Genomic DNA, 16,534 nt, shown 5'->3' with positions numbered 1-16,534 from the left:
TTAAACATTCTATTGAATGAATTCATTAGGGATGTAGATATATAATGCTAGTCTAAAAAGTGGACACGACAAACTGGGGTTTTTAGCATAATAAACTTACTAAAAAGAAAGAGATGTCCATAATGGCAAAAACATACGATAACGAGTTTAAACTATATGCAGTAAATTTAGTGGTAGAAAAAGGAAGAAAAGGAGCGGAAGTAGTTCGGGAATTAGTATTATTTAACAATAGTGATTGGTTAGAAAATCATTTATGCTAGTATAGGAGAAAATAACATTTCTCCGGAAATAAACCTGTAGAGGTGTATATAATATGATGTCTTTTCTATCTGAATTTGTAATATGGTATCCAATTTGTATGTCTATTATTTGGATGATGGGTGCTATTATATTTTATATTTGTATAGAATCTAAGCAAATACTATCTCGAGATGAAACACCGTTTGTTTCAATTTTAATACCTTGTTACAATGAAGAACATACAATTCGAGAAACGATAGATCATGTAATGAAACAAAAATATCCCCATTATGAAGTTATTGTGATAAATGATGGAAGTACAGATCAAACCGTTTCTATTGTGAAACAACTCATTGATAAATATCCGAACTTGCGCTGTATCAATGTGAAAAAAAATTTCGGAAAAGCCAATGCATTACATGCCGGATTATTAGCTTCTAAAGGAGATTTTTTAGTTTGTATAGACGCAGATGCGATATTAGATGTACATGCGTTACAATATATGATTCCACATTTTTCAACTGCTAATCAAGGAGACAATATAGGTGCAGTAACTGGAAATCCAAGAGTTAGAAATCGGAATAACTTATTAAGTAAAATCCAAATATCCGAATTTTCAAGTATAGTAGGCATGATTAAAAGAACACAAAGTATATATGGAAGTATAATGACAGTTTCGGGTGTCGTTGTTGCTTTTCGAAAACAAGCATTATTAGATTGTCAATTATGGGATCGAGATATTTTAACGGAAGATATTGCGGTGACATGGAAATTACAGAAAAAAGGTTGGCAAATTAAATATGAACCCCGCGCTATTTGTTGGATGTTAGTTCCTGAAACCCTATATGGATTGTGGAAACAAAGAGTTCGATGGGCACAAGGCGGTTTAGAAGTTTTAATCAAACATAGGGATATCTTTTTAAATTGGAAATATAAAAGTTTATATATCATTTATATAGAACAACTTGTAAGTATTGTATGGTCAATCGTATGGTTTCTCATGAGTGTCACTCTTTTCATAAACATTTCTTTTACATTTGATTTTTTGAAATTATTTACAGTATCATCAGGGATATTATCGATGATATGCGTTTTTCAATTTTTCATTGCGATCATGATAGATAAAAAATATGATGTGAATTTAATAAGAGAATATTTATGGGCTGCTTGGTATCCCATATGTTATTGGTATATTAATGTTTTTGTGATTTTAATGGCTATTATGAAAGTTTTAACAAAGCAGAAAGGAAAATTTGCAGTATGGGAAAGTCCAGACAGAGGTCTACAACAAACGAAATAATTGTATATGATTTGAATTTAACAAAAATGAAATTTTTACAATATAGCATATCCTTCTCTTTATGGTTGTATATTATAATGTTTGGTATTTTTATTATCATGATTTGTCTCAAATGGAATATGGAGTATACGGAATTCTTATTATTTTTATTGAATACAAACCCATCACATATTCGAATAATGATGTTTATTATTTTGGCATGGGGTATTCTCTCATTTTTTTTCATATTTCTGTGGAATACGTATAGATCTTATAATTTTCAATCAAAAACAAAAAGACAGGTTTGGAATATGGAACAACATGCATATATGACATCTCGTTTTTTTAATTTGACGAAAGAAGAGAATATATATTTCCAAACGGAAACATATATAGAAATAGAATACCCATTGGATGCCTAACATATACTGCATGTTTCATGAAGTTGTATGGACCCAATTTTGTATCGCTTTCCAAGAAACATCATCAATTAATACTCTTTGAATAAAAAAAGGGAAACTATGTTGATTAACGATTCCTGGTGATAAAGTGAAAAGTAAATCATATTGCTCAGATAATAATATGTTATCTGTCTGTGGTGTCCCATATCCATATGGATATGCAAAATATTTAGGTTCATACCCGAAATGATCATAAAAAACTTGTTTTGCTCGTTTGGAATCTGTAATAAATTTAGATATATTTTCACTTTTTAAAAAAGGTGGTTTCTCATCTTTTTCAATGTAATGTAACTGATGAGTATGTGTCCCCACTGTTACTAGATTTGATCTTGTCATTTCAAAAATTTGATCCCAGTTAATCATGGTTAATCCATTAAAATTTGGATTTCCTACTTCTCCTGTAATAATGAAAATTGTAAAAGGGATTTGTTGTTTTTTTAAAAAGGGATATGCATAACGATAAACGCTCTGATCAATGTCATCAAATGTAATCATCGCACATTTGGGAGGCATTTTTTTTTGTTGATCTATGTAATCATATAATTCTTTTGGTGTGATAAATTGAAATTGATGTTTTTGTAAAAATGCAATTTGCTTCATAAAATCATCTTTAAAAACAGAATACGTTGTTAATTCTGAGTTTCCACTTACTTTCGCAAGATATTTGATGATGGCATTACCGGGACGAATTCGGTGGTAATTTAATATGATACACCCCTTTCCAGAAAGTTTTTTAACTTGTGTCAAGGGGTGTTCTTTTTCTCTTGTCATATAAGCATAAGTATATGTATATAAAATGATAAGCAGAAACATGCTAATCAATAGTTTTCTTTTCACACTATCCCTCATTTTATGTTGTGTATACAGTATGTTTAATATTTCCTTATGTCCAGGTATTTATGACAGCGAATAAAGCAAATGTAATTACTTGACATGGAGCCTCTGTATACAAGATGTTCCATTTGCAGGTTATCTAGCCTATCATGCACGCCTCTTCGTGTAAAACAGGTGCTTCGAACTGGAAAAAAGCGCTCAGCCTTATCAAACAGTAAAGTGTCCAATCTTATTTAGTGGTTACATTTGATATCGTTATCTGTCTCTTCTAATTGTTTCTGTATATGATTCTTACCCCATTCACACATACAATCAAGTACAGGCGTTAAAGATTTTCCATACTCACTTAAAGAGTATTCTACTTTAGGAGGTACTTGATTATAAACTGTACGATTAATGATCCCATCTGCTTCTAATTCCCTTAATTGTTGGGTAAGCATCTTTTGTGTAATACTAGGCATCGCACGTTTAATCTCACTAGTCCTCTTTTTTCCATTTAATAAAATACATAATAATACTACTTTCCATTTACCACCTACAACATCAAGAGTTGCCTCTATAGGAAAATTGTATTTTTTCATAAAATATCCCCCTTTACTTGTCAGAAAAAGAACCCTTACTTTCTTCACTAACTTTTTAACTTATACTAGAGCTACAATAGTTCTAAATCTAAAGCTTGCGAAAAAATGAATAAGTACTTCCTTTCCCCTTCTATAGGCACTTAAAAGTATCTATAGAACTTAAAAGTACCTATAGCACTTTTAAGTGCGTACTTTAAAGATTAATATATATACTACATAATATCAATATGATCAAAATATGAGATGTTATTGATATCATGTAGTATTATTTTTTTGAAAGGGGAAATATTTATGAAAACACTTGTAGTCATTGCGCATCCAAATATTGAAGAATCACGAGTGAATAAACGTTGGTTAGAGGAAATAAAAAAATACCCAGAAGACTTTACTGTACACGAAATATATAAACGTTACCCAAATTGGAACTTTGATCTTGAATATGAGCAAAATCTCTTATTAGAACATGATCGTTATATTTTCCAATTTCCATTTTACTGGTATAGCTCACCACCACTATTAAAAAAATGGTTTGACGATATTTTAACATATGGTTTTGCATACGGATCTAAAGGAGATAAGCTTCAAGGAAAAGAGTTCGGTTTAGCAATCTCCGCAGGCGTAATAGAGAAGGAATATCAAGCAGGTGAGGCAAATGAATATACATTAAGCGAATTATTAAAGCCTTATCAAGCTACATGCCTCTATACTGGTATGAAGTTCTTACCAACATTTGCTGTATATGGTGCTGAACACAATTTGACAGATGAAAAATTGGAAGAAAGCGCCAAAAATTACATGCTTCACACGAAAGAAATATCTAATAATTAAAAATATTAATCATTTAACATCCTTTTAATTTTTAAGAATACTTCAGAGTTCCAAGTATAGGAACTCTTTTTTTGATCCAATATCAGTATAGATGGGATTAGGAACAAAACAATTTTTCCGAGGAAAGAAAACAAGAAAAAATTAATTGTTAGTTTAAAAGAAGGTTTAATCAAAACATTAATTAGGCTTATATTTTGCAACAAACAAAAAGAAACATAAACCCCTTCCACTTCCTAGAATAAGTTATTTCAGTTCATCTTTTTTATAAACGGTTCAACTTTTTTCAAAACAGTACGACTTTCTTACAAACGGTGCATCTTTGCTTCAAACCGATAGTTGGGTCAAATACCCTTCTTAAACTCTCATTTTACGCCAAAACAAAAGAATCCATTTTGAAAAAAAATTGATCAAAATGGATTCCCATGTTAGAAATTTGAATTGAGTTTTTATAAAAAAGATTAATCAAAACTCATGAACATGTCTATTACAAAAGTTTAATTACCCGTAATAGAATTAACCTATTCTTCAAACCAAAATAGAACTTCAATAGGTGCTTGCAAAAGTAATGACTTTATTGTAGAGATCTACTCAAATATAAAATACCAGTATATCGCTATTTCGTCACTCAGCTGATTGATGCCTTTGTAGACATATTTGTCAAAGCCACCAATAAAGAAACCATAGCGTTCATAAAACTTACATGCACCTACATTGTTATTTTGTGTCTCTAACATAATACCAGCCATTCGGTTATCTTGAGCCCAATCTTTGACCTTATCCATAAGTAGGCGGCCGATACCATGTCGCCGATATTTTTGATCTACTTTGATGTCTTCGATGTAAGCAAACTCATTCCAGTTTCGCCTTACTATGACCAGGCCGACAATATCATTTCCTTCAATCGCCAAGAATATCTCTTTATCTGGATGATCAATGTATTTTTGCAAGTCAAGTAGATTATCTGGATCCTCTGAATACTGTTTTTCATAAGGAAGGACTTTCTTCACCGTATACTGGATGGAATGCTCCGTTGCTGTTAAAAAAAGAACCGAATCTACTGTGAATCGATCATTGATGATGACAGAATAATCCAAGTCTTCTCCTGTGAATTTTTTAATAGTTACGCCCATTTTTTCATTCTCCTCATTATCTGATTCCAAATACCATTCATTAAGCGATGTGCAACAGGAACATTGATTTGATTTGATTTCATTTCATTTAACAATTTGCCTGTTCGTTGAACATAAGACTCCTACATACCTACACAGTATTTTTGATCAAATGCTATTTAAAATCTACAGTTACAAAAGAATCTGGGCTTGAGGAGCTTAAAGACTTATTGATCTAAATCTAAACTTCTTTCGTTATATCATACTTTAACAATTGTCGATGGTCATAAAATTTTTCAAAAATAACACCCATTAAATAGAAAAATAATAAACCAAAACAAATGTGAATGAGTGTAAATTTAACTCCAAATGAAGCAAATTCATATACAATAACCGGTAATTTTGCAGTTGTCCAAACTCCTAAAAAAAATACAATGTACCGTATGCTTGCTCCTTTTTTTAATAAAAGTGCCGCAATTGGAAAAGCCACGTAAAGGGGGCCAGCTGCAATTCCTCCTAATAATAGGGAAAATAAGATGCCATAAATGCCAGATTTTTCCCCCATATATCTAATTAGCGTTTCTTTCTCCACCCATTTGTCAAGCAAACCTACGAATACTAAGACAGGAGGGAGTAGAAGCAACATATCTAAAATGCTTTTTCCTGTTAATTGAAATGCCTTCCATCCCACCGTTTGGTTTATAAGAGTTAGGATAATGAGACCAGATAGTAAAATAAAAAAGAAACGATACTTTCTTAATTCATTCATACCATCACCACCCAAATAATATATGAAAATATGAGAGACATTACCATTGCAGATGCATTGCGAGAATAAGCAAAACTTCGTCCAAATATTTTTTGTTCCATAGGTAAAGTTGTGATTCCTACTGACATTAATGTAGACATTAATGCAGCTACTTGAGGAAGACCGGCACCATTTTGGACTAATGTATGTCCGAGAGGAAATACAACAAAGCTTGGAAGTAGTGCAACAGAGCCAATTATTGTCGAATAAACAATACCTATCAATCCAGATTTTTCTCCAATGATTGAAGAAATGAGTGATGGCGTTAATATAGATAGTGATAATCCAACGAAAAGCATAATTGATAACATGTCAGGTATAATATTACGAAACATTTTCCATGACTTTAATAGAGCATCTTTTGTTTTATTTCGATCCTTTATAAAAGAAATACTGATAAGAATAATAGCGATAGCGTAAAGGATAACACCATTAATCATGATCAGACTCCTTCCATTCTTTATATTTGTTTAAGAAAAATGATAAATTCTTAATTTTTTCTTCAATATCTATTTGAAAATCTTCTAATTTTCTTTTTCCAACTGTAGTAATTTTGTACATCTTTATCGGCTTATCTTGATCAGTTGTATCCAAATAAGACTCAACAGCACCTTCTTTCTCTAATTTTTTTAGTGTGCGATATATGATGGCACTATCAATTGGATTGATGGGAAGCTCTTCTTCACATTTCTGCAGAAGTTTCCCTCCATAGCAATCTCCCTCTGTTAAAAACAGCAAAAGGAATGCACCTGTATGTCTCCCTGTATGTTTCATAAAATATACAACCTCCTAATTTAAATGTAAAAAAACTTTTTCGTTAACATAACATTAAAATCATTACTGTTATTAACATTATACTGTCAGTAACAGTAATATGTTACTGACAGTATAATGTTAATATAATCTCATGTCAATTCTAAAATATACAAACATGTTTTTTTATCTTTGTGATAACATGAATTCAATTGCAAATATTATCGAAGAATTGATAAAGTCAACAGAAATGAATGCGATGTCTTCTAGGGGGCTTGCCGCATGCCCATCAAGCTAACATTTTAAAGTGACCCCATAACGAAAATTTCATCTTTTCATAGGTGTCCATGGGAATTTGGCTCATTTTTTTCGTTTTGGGGAACAACCAATTTCTTAACTTGATAGCGATGCGGCTAAACCCCTAAATAGTAAAAAGGCTTGATTTCTTGTGAAGGAATCAAGCCTTTTTTATATATTATTCAATCGCAACGATAAATGAATGATTAATAATAGGGAAGTTTTACATAATTTTCGTTATCGGGAGTCAACATATTTAGGAACCTACTAAAAATTGCCCCTAGTTAATCGTTTCTGAAATCGTATAATTATGGAAGTTATTTGATGATTTGTTCTTTAACTCAAGTCCTTTAGCAATATGAACAATTTCTTTAATAACGGAACCAACTTCTTCGTTGTCTTTAATTACAAATAGATGGTCTGCTTCACCTTCTATTGGATCTACTACATCTTCATTAAGAGATTCAGCTTGTTGTCGAATAAGAACTTCCTCAAAATTTGAATAGGCTCCTCTAAATATGTTCGTACTACGTTCGCTTTGAGTAACTCTGGCTTGGAGTACATTATCTGGAATATCAAAATTAACAAGAATACGAACAAACTGATTTTTGGTAAATAAATTTTCAAGTAAGTTTAATCGACTTTTTTGACTTCGATTTGAATTACAAACAATAAGATGTAAATCAGTATTTTTTATGGCGTAATCAACTATTAATCGAGAGATAGAGTGTTTAAGAGTATTAGGTCCTTGTTTCGGCTGCAATTTTTCATAAAAAGTATTTATAAATTCTGCGTGGTTGTCTTGGTCCATAACAAAGGAGTTAAATAACTCTTTTTCTAGTGCTTTTGCAAATGTAGTTTTCCCACTATGAGTTTTACCTACTGTCATAATCACTAATCTTTTCACAACTTTAACCTCCGTTGAAATTTGCTTCTTTGGATATTTAATTTTATCAAATTAAATATCCAAAGAAGCAATAAATATCATATTCATGTAAGGTTAACATAACCCCACTTATCGGTAGTATCCAAAAAACTCAGAGTTCTCATATGACTCTAAGCTTTACTTTTATATGAAGTTTATTTAAATTAAAGCCTCGTTAGTGAATTAGTAATTTTCAGCGGAAATATTTAATACTCTGAGAAAATAAAAAATAAAAAGCAAAAATTACTAAACCTAAATCAATTAATGCTAACTTCTTATTTCCTTCTTTTAAACTTATAGTAAAACCATAAATACTTCTAACCATCCAAAAAGCTATCAAAAATAACCCACCAAAGTGGTCATTTGTATAATTTTCATCAAAAAACATTTGGAATGCACCTAAGAGTAATAAAATAAGTACGATATTAGTTCCAACCCTTAAAGCCCTATTTGATTTATTATTTTTCAATTTATCATCCCCAACTCAAAACTCTCTCTTAAACTATCCTGCTTTTTAGCAACCAATTCTAGTTCTTCAGACATAATCTTAATTTAAACTATGTTCTCCCTCCCCATATAACATTAAAAATTATACCATTATTATTGGATTTATTTTCCTAAATTTTTAGAGATAAAGGGAAATAATTAATCAAATTTCAAAAGATTATTTCCAAAACTCATACCATTTCTTCTCTTTACCTGCTGCAATCATCTTCTTAACTTCCTGAACTTCCCTTATTGTTTGCATGAGCATCTCATCACGGCCCTGGTTCTTTACTATGTCTTCGCTAGTATTCGTCGCTATAAGTGCCTGGGATTCCTGTATCGTTTGTATAGCGCTCAATAACTCTGATTTTCTTTGTATAAATCGCTGGTCTTGCTCAGTTAATCGTTCAGTTAATTCCTGGAGCAACTCATTTTGTTTTTCAATGATTTCAATCATCGTCTGTAGCGTTGAAATCCGGTTCTTCATAGCGCTCAACTTCATGTCGATCCAATGGCAACACTTCAACACCTTGATGCCATAATACAATTTGCTTTGTGGCATTTTCTAGTGTCATATCTGTGTCGTTCTTTAGGTTTATAACCTTACGAAATACCATTACATCACTTTCTCTATATTTCCTATGCCCACGCTCGTTTTTTATGAAAGTGTAGCCCTCTTTTTCTAACACGTCTGCATACTTACGTAATGTAAATAATTGGATACCTAATTGCTTCGCCACGTCACTAGGACTATAAAACGTCTTCATAGCGTTTCACCTTAAAAATATATTCGCTATAGCAATACCCTTTTTCCTAGTAATTCACGTATCACTTGTTTTCATTTATACAAAATTTTGTACTAATACTGGACATTCATAAACCTGAAAAACCCCTAGTATCTCTACAATGTATAAAATCATGCATAGTATGATAGAAAAAGAAAACGCACAAATCCAATGTTAGAAAAGGTTTGTGCGTTTTTCTTGCTTCTCATAATGTTGCGTTATGCAAACTTCACATGTATAACATATACACCTTTCTTTCCTAATAAAATAAAAACCTATTAATTGTATAGATGAAAATAAACACTATTTTTTCCCATGTATGTATAAAAAGCGAGCTAATATTAGCTCGTTTTTTATTTCTATCATCAACCAATGCTTGTCTAGAAAAAGTAGTAATATTAGATTCTTTTATGGAATCATTCACTACATATTCAGCAGTAAATAAAATAATAGTTACGGCGGGCAGTCCATAATGTTAATAGCTAAGATAATCGCTGCTCCGAAAGCAGTAGCGGTAACCGTTACTAGCCCAGGTCCATTAGTAGCTGTGAAAGTAGCCGTAAAATTGCCAGATAGATCTGTAAGAGCAGGATTAGGAGCTATAGTACCAAGAGCAGGATTATTTATTGTAAAGGAAACTGATGTACCTGGTGGAGGAGGACTTCCATTCACCAACACTTGACCAGTAAGAATCCCGGTATTAGACCCTGTTCCAAGAGAACATATCGAGCCTGGACCAACCAAGGTAATAGTTGTCTGACAGTTATTAATAGTGATAGTGACGGTATTGCTGCTTGCTCCCAAAGCAGTAGCGATAACAGCTGCCATTCCAGGTCCATCAGTAGATGTGAAAATCGCAGTAAAGTTGCCAGATGCATCTGTAAGAGCAGGATTAGGAGCTATGGTACCAAGAGCAGATACTATAAAGGAAACCGGTGTACCTGCTGGAGGGGGACTTCCATTCACCAATACTTGACCAGTAAGAGTCGAGGTATTAGGCCCTGTTCCAAAAGCGCATATCGTAGTTGGATCAGCATTCAAGGTAACAGTTACTGTAGACGGAGGAGGAGGAACAGTTGCTAATAGATCCAGAACATTTTCGAATTTGAACTCAAGCAGCATTTCCTTTTTGATGACGTCACGAAGGGTTCCTTGCACACGCTTGTTAATATCAAGAAGATTGGATATCGTAACCGTCGGAGGAACGAGGGTTCTTCCTCCCGGTAATGTTCCGAGAACAAATTGAATCTCCTCTGCTTTAGCATTGATAATGTGAGACAAAGCTAATTCTTCTAGGGCAATAGAGCTTAAAAGCAACGGAATCGTCTGTGCAGTAGTAATAGAAATAGTGGGTGTGATATTAGGGATGTTTGGAAAAGACAAGATTATTCACCCCCTTTATCGTTAGATTGTAATAAAAGAAATAAGAGAGTAGAAGCTTGTACAACTATTGTTCTATATATTTTATTCAAAAAAATATTTGAAAGACTGCATACTTGTCCATGTGTAGAAGTAGATTTTTAGCTAAAAAAACCCTTTTTTATTTAATTTATGACGCACCCACAATCTTAGTGGGAACGCATATTATCAATCCAATAGTCCTCTAGTTGTTTATAAAAAACATTGCTAAATTCATTCTGAGACATTTTTTACTTTTCTATTAACGAGAATTATGTAAAAAAGCTAGCATGAATCTAGCTTTTTTTTAATCCCGGGTGTCTTAATCTCTTTATTTATCATACTTCGAATGTATACTTTTGCTGGTGATTTTGCTAAAAATAGCTAAAGTTGATAAGGCTAATGAAATCAATATTTTGAATGTAAACTAATATTCAAAAGTTTACATTTATCTTGTTTTACTAGTTCATTTGATGATGATTTGTTTAGGAATTTTCACAGTTATCTTTCTTGGTTATCATAATATGTTTTATCTGCGTATTTTTTATCATTTCCTTTTAGGTAGGCTAAGATTACTTTTGGATTTTTAAGTAAAGACCAGTCTCCATATTTATCAAATCTTCTGCATGAAGTTATCATTCCATTTTTAATTGTACCGAATTTCTTATTATTTTGCTTTCCCCATTCTTTTAACCGTTTAGCGAAATCTGCATCCTCTGCCATAAGCATGTTTTCATTAAAGCCTTTGATTGCCATAAAGTCTTTTCTATAGCACCAAAAAATCCCTACAGATATAGCTCCATACTTAAAAAATAAAGGGATTATTATTAAAATTGCGGAAAGGAATATTCCTAAAGATATTCTTTCAAACTTCCCAGTTACCCCACCGCCAATGTATTTACCTGAAGCTAAATATTTATCTACATTAGACAACATAGACTCTGTCATTTGGGTATCAGCGTCTATAGTAATGATTATTTCTCCACTAGCTATTTGGGCCCCTGCATTTCGGATTTTGGATAAGTTTTTATCGTTATTTTTTAATGTAATACAGTTATAAGATTTTGCTATTTCCTCTGTTTTATCTGTACAACGATTTAAAACAACTATGACTTCAGTTTGATCTTTATATGCCTCTGATGCCTTTGCAATTGAATCCAAACATTTTCTAATGTACTTTTCTTCATTGTGTGCAGGGATTATAATAGAAAACTTCACATCTTTTTTAAAATTGACTCCTGAAGATTCGTTTGTTTCAGTCATAATATTCCCCCTTATTTTATAAAGTAAATATCCATTATACATAACATATATTAACATCTATTAACGTTTATTAACATTTATTAGGTTGTATTATAGAAACTGAAGGTAAACTATTATTTAACAGTTTACCTTGGAGTATTTAAAAAATAACATAAATTGTAGTGGATTAGTGTATCTCAATGATTCTACATGGAATGTATCTAAGCTGAACACAAAAGAAACCCTTCTAATTCGTTTAGAGGGATTTCTTTTGTTTATAATAAATCAATCTTATTCCCCCTTTTCGGGGATTTGGGCAAAATTACCCTATATTAATATTTTCTTAGTTATTTTAATCCTAACTTTGCACATAATCGATACAAAAAGTATAGTCCATGTAACTGTTCTTGATTACGTTTATTTAAATGCTGTTGGCACTCCTCGACAATGCTTTTTGCCCCTTCAATATTGTATTCCTCCAAATTTCTAATAGATTTTTTTAATTGAACAATTTCGTGTGAATACACAGCGTTTTGCGTAAGCTTCATTAACAAAATTTTAATAAACTGATATGAATTAAAGTAGCGATAATTATTTTCACCTCTCTTTGAATTAACATATCTCTCTTTTTCCCAATATCGTATAGTAGAAGTAGAAATTTTTGTTTTATTTGCTACCTCTCCAATCGTCATTAGGTTATTTTCTATCGATTGAGAATCAACGATATTGTTTAAGTCTTTTATTATTCTAGTAGCTAACTCTTTTTCTTGATAGGTGACTGCTTGTATCTCGTTGATTATCCAGAGTGCAGAATTCAGATTTTTTTGTTGCAGTTTTTTTAATACAGCTGTTGTTATCTCCATTCCAAACCCGGGTGACATGGCTACTATACATTCAAAATATGCTAAATGTTCCTCCGTATAGATTCGATATCCTGTACCCAACCTTTCTGTGGTTGGGATAATCCCCCTTGTTTCGTAACTTCTTAAAGTGCTAGTACCTAAATTTAACCTTTTCGCAATATCAATAGGCCTTATATTATTCTTCATTCTTTTTCATCCCTATCAACTTTAAATTTATTATAAAGTTTATCGTTTAATCCCCTCTAAAATAAGTATATACAATTGAAAACTTTATAATTGGCTTTAATGTTATAAGATTAAGAAGTAAGTAACAAAAAATGATGGAGGGATTTAAGTGTCAAAATTAAACATTCAACCCGAAATGTCAATTGAAGAGTTAGGACAAAAAGTATCTGGTTATCTAAAGGACCATTGGGAAGAAGTTCTTGCAAATACCATTGAGGAACTCCAAAAATTATTTCCTGAGTATGAAGATGCCACGTATGGTATGTACTTAGATAAACTACTTCCCCCAGCATGGAAAGAGCTTGAGAAAGCAGGTTTTCAGTCTGCTGAAAAAACAAAAGAAGATGACTTTATTATTGCTGGGTGCTTAAATTTTAGAAATTCTATTGAAAAAGCAAAATGGGGAACGCCTGATCATGAAAAGCGTATCTTTTGGATTGTCATTGAAAACCGAAATAAACAATTAATTGGTACTTTTCTTTTTGAATTATCTCATTCTCATGTGAATTTCAACCTCCCTTCAGCTCCAAAACTAATGACTTTTACAAGTACTGAAAGAAATGAAATTACCAAAAAAATTCTAAGCCTAAACGAAAATTCTTGATTAATGTAACAAGAGGCTGTCTAAAAAGGGCTTGCCCCATCCAACAAGCAACAATATATGGAACTACCTACTATTTAAATTCCTATAGTTAAAATAAAGTAACTAAAGCATTATGAGAAATGGGGAGGATTGAAAATGGGAGATCAAATGTCTCCCTCCCCCTTTTAATTATTTTTAAAAAGTGCATTTACCATTTTTGCAACTGTATTGATAAGCTTTTCCCTCATTATTCATACGGTATACGTAATGAGATTCTTTATCTTTCTTAAAATCTACGAAAGCTTCTGCACCATTTTTATCATCATCTACATCAATAAATTGAATGTATCGTATAGAATAATCTTTTTTCTCACTCAATCCTCTTTCTTTTAAGTTTTCATGAATGCCATCTACTAATTGGTCGAAAAGCGACCAATTTAAATTAAGATTTTCAAATGATTCAGTGTGTTTCCCTAAAATACTATTGTCTTGTATTATTTTTTTATTTTCATCGTAATTATAAAAGTATGTAACATATGGTTCATTTTTAAACACTACCTTTGAAAGTGTCTGCCATTTGTATGGACAACTGATTGCCATTCTACTCTGTTCTTCTGTCATGTTTCAAATTCGGCAATTACTTCTTATGAAAAAGAAACAAGAACTGAGTGAGTATAAGGCCATATATGATGAAAGATTATTTTCTTCTTCTTTTCCAAGCTATACAGAAAGACACCCAAGAGCTATCAAAGGTTCTACTTCGCCTATTCAACCTCCTACAGCAAAACGGACGAAAATCTCATAGGTATGAGAAGAAAACAGTCTTTGATATATTAGGTGTCGTTTACAATTGTACCATGTCTGATAATCAAGCGGCTTAAATCAAAAAAATGATCGTTATTTATTCATACTTAAATAATTCCGTACTTTCTAAGAGCAAAGTCGATTCCATCTTCACTTGACTCTTTCGTGACGAAATCTGCAACTGCTTTTAATTCTTCATTCCCATTTCCCATAGCAATCCCAAATCCTACTAATTCCAACATGTCTATATCATTTCCACCATCCCCAAACGCAATAGCCTCTGATTTATCAATGCTAAAATACTGTAAGACACTTTTAATTGCTAAGGATTTGGATACTTCTTCTTGTAAAACATTTAAAACAAAAGGATGCCATCTGCTAAATGTTAAATGTGGGAACTTATGAATGTATTTCTCTACTGTTTCATCAGTAGCATATAAACACATCAAATAGACCTCTTGATTATAAATATGTTTATCTATAGTTGGATAAGCATTCAATGACAACGTTTCATTCAATGCTTTTAGTATTTCTTTATCTTCTACACCATTCATACTAAAATCTTCTGTAAAAAATGAGAGCCCATTATTCTCCATATTTGCAAATTCAACCACTTCTCGAATGATATTTTTATCCATTGGTACTTTATGAAGAACCTCTTGATTGTGTTTCACATAAGCTCCATTTGCTGTAATGAACGTATCTACTCCTAATTTCCTTATTTCATCGCACATCGATAACGGTCTTCCAGTTGCTGCAACCACCCTTAATCCTTTATTTTTCAGTAATTTTATAGCTTCTTTCGTATTATCTGAAATACTACCATTTTCATGATGTGTAAGGGTTCCATCAACATCAAAAAATACAATTTTATAATCCATAAAATAACTCCTTTACAAATCAATACATAAATCAGAAGATAAGTACCTAAAAGTAAAAAACAACAATTTCGCTCATCATCGCTAATATTATATAATTTGATAAAAAATAGCTCCAAGTGTTCCTGCAGAACAAATAATAATTCCCACATTTCGAATACTCACAATTTGATTACTACTCCCACTCAAGCATGTAAATAACCCCGTTAAAGCAAACAAACTCCAGTACATAACAGTTGGAATCGGAATAAGTTTCTCCATATCGATACCCATTCCTAAGAAAACAAAAGGCATAATGATAAATGAACAACAAACAATTCCTGATATGATAACGAGTAATTTGCGATACTTAGCCCCTGCTATAATTAAAAAGATTCCTCCAATAATTCCACATAATATAAGTATTGGCATAAAGAAAATCCAAAGTAAAATTTGCATATATAAAGTCTCTCCATATCATACATTTTATTTTTTGGCTGTGCTAAGCGTAAACCTACATCTAAATTGTACCAAAAAAGTATTTCTTAGGATATGATTTAGATGTAACAATATTTCAAACTATTTATATATCAATGTGAACAGAGGAGGAGTTATATGATTCGCGAAGCTGAATCAAAGGACAGTAATGCAATTGAAAATCTCTATAAAATATTAGCACCGCACAGTAAAAACATTAAGGTTTTGCCAGAAAGAATTGAACAAATTAGGAATGATGCCAATAACTTTTTGTTTGTTTATGAGGAGCATGGCAAGGTGAAGGGAAGTATATTTATGACTTTTTGCCTTGACCCTGGATATCAATTTCGACCATATACTGTTGTAGAATATGTGATTGTAAATGAAGAATTTCGAGGGAATGGAATAGGTGAAAAATTATTGAAACATGTAGAACAGCTATCAATTGCAAGAGAATCTACAAGAATTATTTTATTAAGTAGCGCAACTAGAGTAGAAGCACATAAATTCTTCACGAAAAATGGCTATAATGGAACCATAAGCAAGGGATTCAAAAAATACATACCTATTCAGTCAACTCCCTAGGTAATTATTTGTCTAAGGGTATTTTCTTTTTAACTAACGGGGCAGGTTCGTTCAAAAAGCAGTAATCTCTTTTTATTAATTGTCAGTAGATATTTTTACAAATAATGTAACCCA

The 16,534-nt window shown here is 31.9% G+C and carries 18 protein-coding genes and 3 pseudogenes; 6 read left to right on the top strand and 15 right to left on the bottom strand.

All coding sequences use genetic code 11. From position 1 onward, the window contains the following. Positions 1 to 122 precede the first annotated feature (122 nt). Together ACIGHG_RS06465 and pgaC are read left to right on the top strand one after the other, a co-directional pair. Positions 123 to 260 carry a hypothetical protein gene (locus ACIGHG_RS06465; protein ID WP_396547647.1) on the top strand — a complete coding sequence of 46 codons (138 nt, stop codon included), beginning with the start codon at positions 123 to 125 and terminating at the stop codon, positions 258 to 260. A 53-nt stretch (positions 261 to 313) separates the two neighbouring features. After that, entirely contained in the window at positions 314 to 1,540 is a 1,227-nt protein-coding gene (gene pgaC / locus ACIGHG_RS06460) for a poly-beta-1,6-N-acetyl-D-glucosamine synthase (RefSeq protein WP_396547645.1), read from the top strand. Positions 1,541 to 1,956: 416 nt separating this feature from the next. Here the strand turns inward: pgaC and ACIGHG_RS06455 are convergent, their stop codons facing one another. Together ACIGHG_RS06455 and ACIGHG_RS06450 are read right to left on the bottom strand one after the other, a co-directional pair. Continuing rightward, entirely contained in the window at positions 1,957 to 2,727 is a 771-nt protein-coding gene (locus ACIGHG_RS06455; protein ID WP_396547643.1) for a polysaccharide deacetylase family protein, read from the bottom strand. A 320-nt stretch (positions 2,728 to 3,047) separates the two neighbouring features. After that, on the bottom strand, positions 3,048 to 3,395 hold the full coding sequence (locus ACIGHG_RS06450) for a winged helix-turn-helix transcriptional regulator (RefSeq protein WP_396547642.1): 348 nt from the start codon (positions 3,393 to 3,395) through the stop codon (positions 3,048 to 3,050). Between the two features lie 291 nt (positions 3,396 to 3,686). Here ACIGHG_RS06450 and ACIGHG_RS06445 point away from each other — a divergent pair, with 291 nt between their 5' ends. Continuing rightward, entirely contained in the window at positions 3,687 to 4,223 is a 537-nt protein-coding gene (locus ACIGHG_RS06445; RefSeq protein WP_396547640.1) for an NAD(P)H-dependent oxidoreductase, read from the top strand. A gap of 584 nt (positions 4,224 to 4,807) precedes the next feature. Here ACIGHG_RS06445 and ACIGHG_RS06440 read toward each other — a convergent pair. From ACIGHG_RS06440 to ACIGHG_RS06395, 10 genes and pseudogenes are all read right to left on the bottom strand, one after another. Then, positions 4,808 to 5,353 carry a GNAT family N-acetyltransferase gene (locus ACIGHG_RS06440; RefSeq protein ID WP_396547638.1) on the bottom strand — a complete coding sequence of 182 codons (546 nt, stop codon included), beginning with the start codon at positions 5,351 to 5,353 and terminating at the stop codon, positions 4,808 to 4,810. A gap of 220 nt (positions 5,354 to 5,573) precedes the next feature. After that, positions 5,574 to 6,101 (bottom strand): permease, encoded by a 528-nt coding sequence (locus tag ACIGHG_RS06435; protein WP_139207598.1) that lies wholly within the window; start codon positions 6,099 to 6,101, stop codon positions 5,574 to 5,576. Further along, a complete protein-coding gene (locus ACIGHG_RS06430; protein ID WP_396547636.1) occupies positions 6,098 to 6,580 on the bottom strand; it encodes a hypothetical protein in 483 nt (160 codons plus the stop codon). Before ACIGHG_RS06430 ends, ACIGHG_RS06435 begins: the two co-directional genes overlap by 4 nt. Next, entirely contained in the window at positions 6,573 to 6,914 is a 342-nt protein-coding gene (locus tag ACIGHG_RS06425; RefSeq protein ID WP_242221317.1) for a PadR family transcriptional regulator, read from the bottom strand. The genes ACIGHG_RS06430 and ACIGHG_RS06425 overlap by 8 nt, the downstream gene beginning before the upstream one ends. A 556-nt stretch (positions 6,915 to 7,470) precedes the next feature. Further along, positions 7,471 to 8,097, bottom strand: a complete 627-nt coding sequence (locus ACIGHG_RS06420) for an ATP-binding protein (protein WP_336472498.1) — start codon at positions 8,095 to 8,097, stop codon at positions 7,471 to 7,473. 211 nt (positions 8,098 to 8,308) lie between these two features. Next, entirely contained in the window at positions 8,309 to 8,584 is a 276-nt protein-coding gene (locus tag ACIGHG_RS06415) for a hypothetical protein (RefSeq protein WP_396547633.1), read from the bottom strand. 195 nt (positions 8,585 to 8,779) lie between these two features. Then, positions 8,780 to 9,368 (bottom strand): annotated as a pseudogene (locus ACIGHG_RS06410) (DUF3967 domain-containing protein). Between the two features lie 471 nt (positions 9,369 to 9,839). Then, complete coding sequence (locus ACIGHG_RS06405) at positions 9,840 to 10,769, bottom strand: alpha-helical endospore appendage domain-containing protein (RefSeq protein ID WP_396547632.1); 930 nt, start codon at positions 10,767 to 10,769, stop codon at positions 9,840 to 9,842. A 516-nt stretch (positions 10,770 to 11,285) separates the two neighbouring features. Beyond that, positions 11,286 to 12,047 (bottom strand): glycosyltransferase, encoded by a 762-nt coding sequence (locus tag ACIGHG_RS06400; RefSeq protein ID WP_396547630.1) that lies wholly within the window; start codon positions 12,045 to 12,047, stop codon positions 11,286 to 11,288. Positions 12,048 to 12,373: 326 nt separating this feature from the next. Continuing rightward, positions 12,374 to 13,075: a MerR family transcriptional regulator gene (locus ACIGHG_RS06395; protein ID WP_396547628.1), complete on the bottom strand. Its 702-nt coding sequence runs from the start codon at positions 13,073 to 13,075 to the stop codon at positions 12,374 to 12,376. A gap of 148 nt (positions 13,076 to 13,223) precedes the next feature. Here ACIGHG_RS06395 and ACIGHG_RS06390 point away from each other — a divergent pair, with 148 nt between their 5' ends. Further along, positions 13,224 to 13,718: a DUF6022 family protein gene (locus ACIGHG_RS06390; protein ID WP_396547626.1), complete on the top strand. Its 495-nt coding sequence runs from the start codon at positions 13,224 to 13,226 to the stop codon at positions 13,716 to 13,718. Between the two features lie 174 nt (positions 13,719 to 13,892). On the opposite strand, the pseudogene ACIGHG_RS06385 reads toward ACIGHG_RS06390, so the two are convergent. Continuing rightward, positions 13,893 to 14,255: pseudogene (locus ACIGHG_RS06385) on the bottom strand (DUF3139 domain-containing protein); the annotation flags it as partial. Positions 14,256 to 14,268: 13 nt separating this feature from the next. Between ACIGHG_RS06385 and ACIGHG_RS06380 the strand changes: the two are divergent. Continuing rightward, a pseudogene (locus ACIGHG_RS06380) lies at positions 14,269 to 14,578 on the top strand (IS4 family transposase); the annotation flags it as partial. 30 nt (positions 14,579 to 14,608) lie between these two features. Here ACIGHG_RS06380 and ACIGHG_RS06375 read toward each other — a convergent pair. Then, entirely contained in the window at positions 14,609 to 15,382 is a 774-nt protein-coding gene (locus ACIGHG_RS06375) for a Cof-type HAD-IIB family hydrolase (protein WP_396547624.1), read from the bottom strand. Positions 15,383 to 15,469: 87 nt separating this feature from the next. Next, positions 15,470 to 15,817: an ammonia permease gene (locus ACIGHG_RS06370; RefSeq protein ID WP_336472490.1), complete on the bottom strand. Its 348-nt coding sequence runs from the start codon at positions 15,815 to 15,817 to the stop codon at positions 15,470 to 15,472. 156 nt (positions 15,818 to 15,973) lie between these two features. Here ACIGHG_RS06370 and ACIGHG_RS06365 point away from each other — a divergent pair, with 156 nt between their 5' ends. Next, positions 15,974 to 16,420 carry a GNAT family N-acetyltransferase gene (locus tag ACIGHG_RS06365; protein ID WP_336472489.1) on the top strand — a complete coding sequence of 149 codons (447 nt, stop codon included), beginning with the start codon at positions 15,974 to 15,976 and terminating at the stop codon, positions 16,418 to 16,420. Positions 16,421 to 16,534: the final 114 nt, after the last annotated feature.

The organism is Bacillus sp. NPDC077411 (assembly GCF_044543425.1).
Classification (GTDB): Bacteria; Bacillota; Bacilli; order Bacillales; family Bacillaceae_G; genus Bacillus_A; species Bacillus_A bruguierae.
This window is presented reverse-complemented; position numbering and strand designations above follow the sequence as displayed.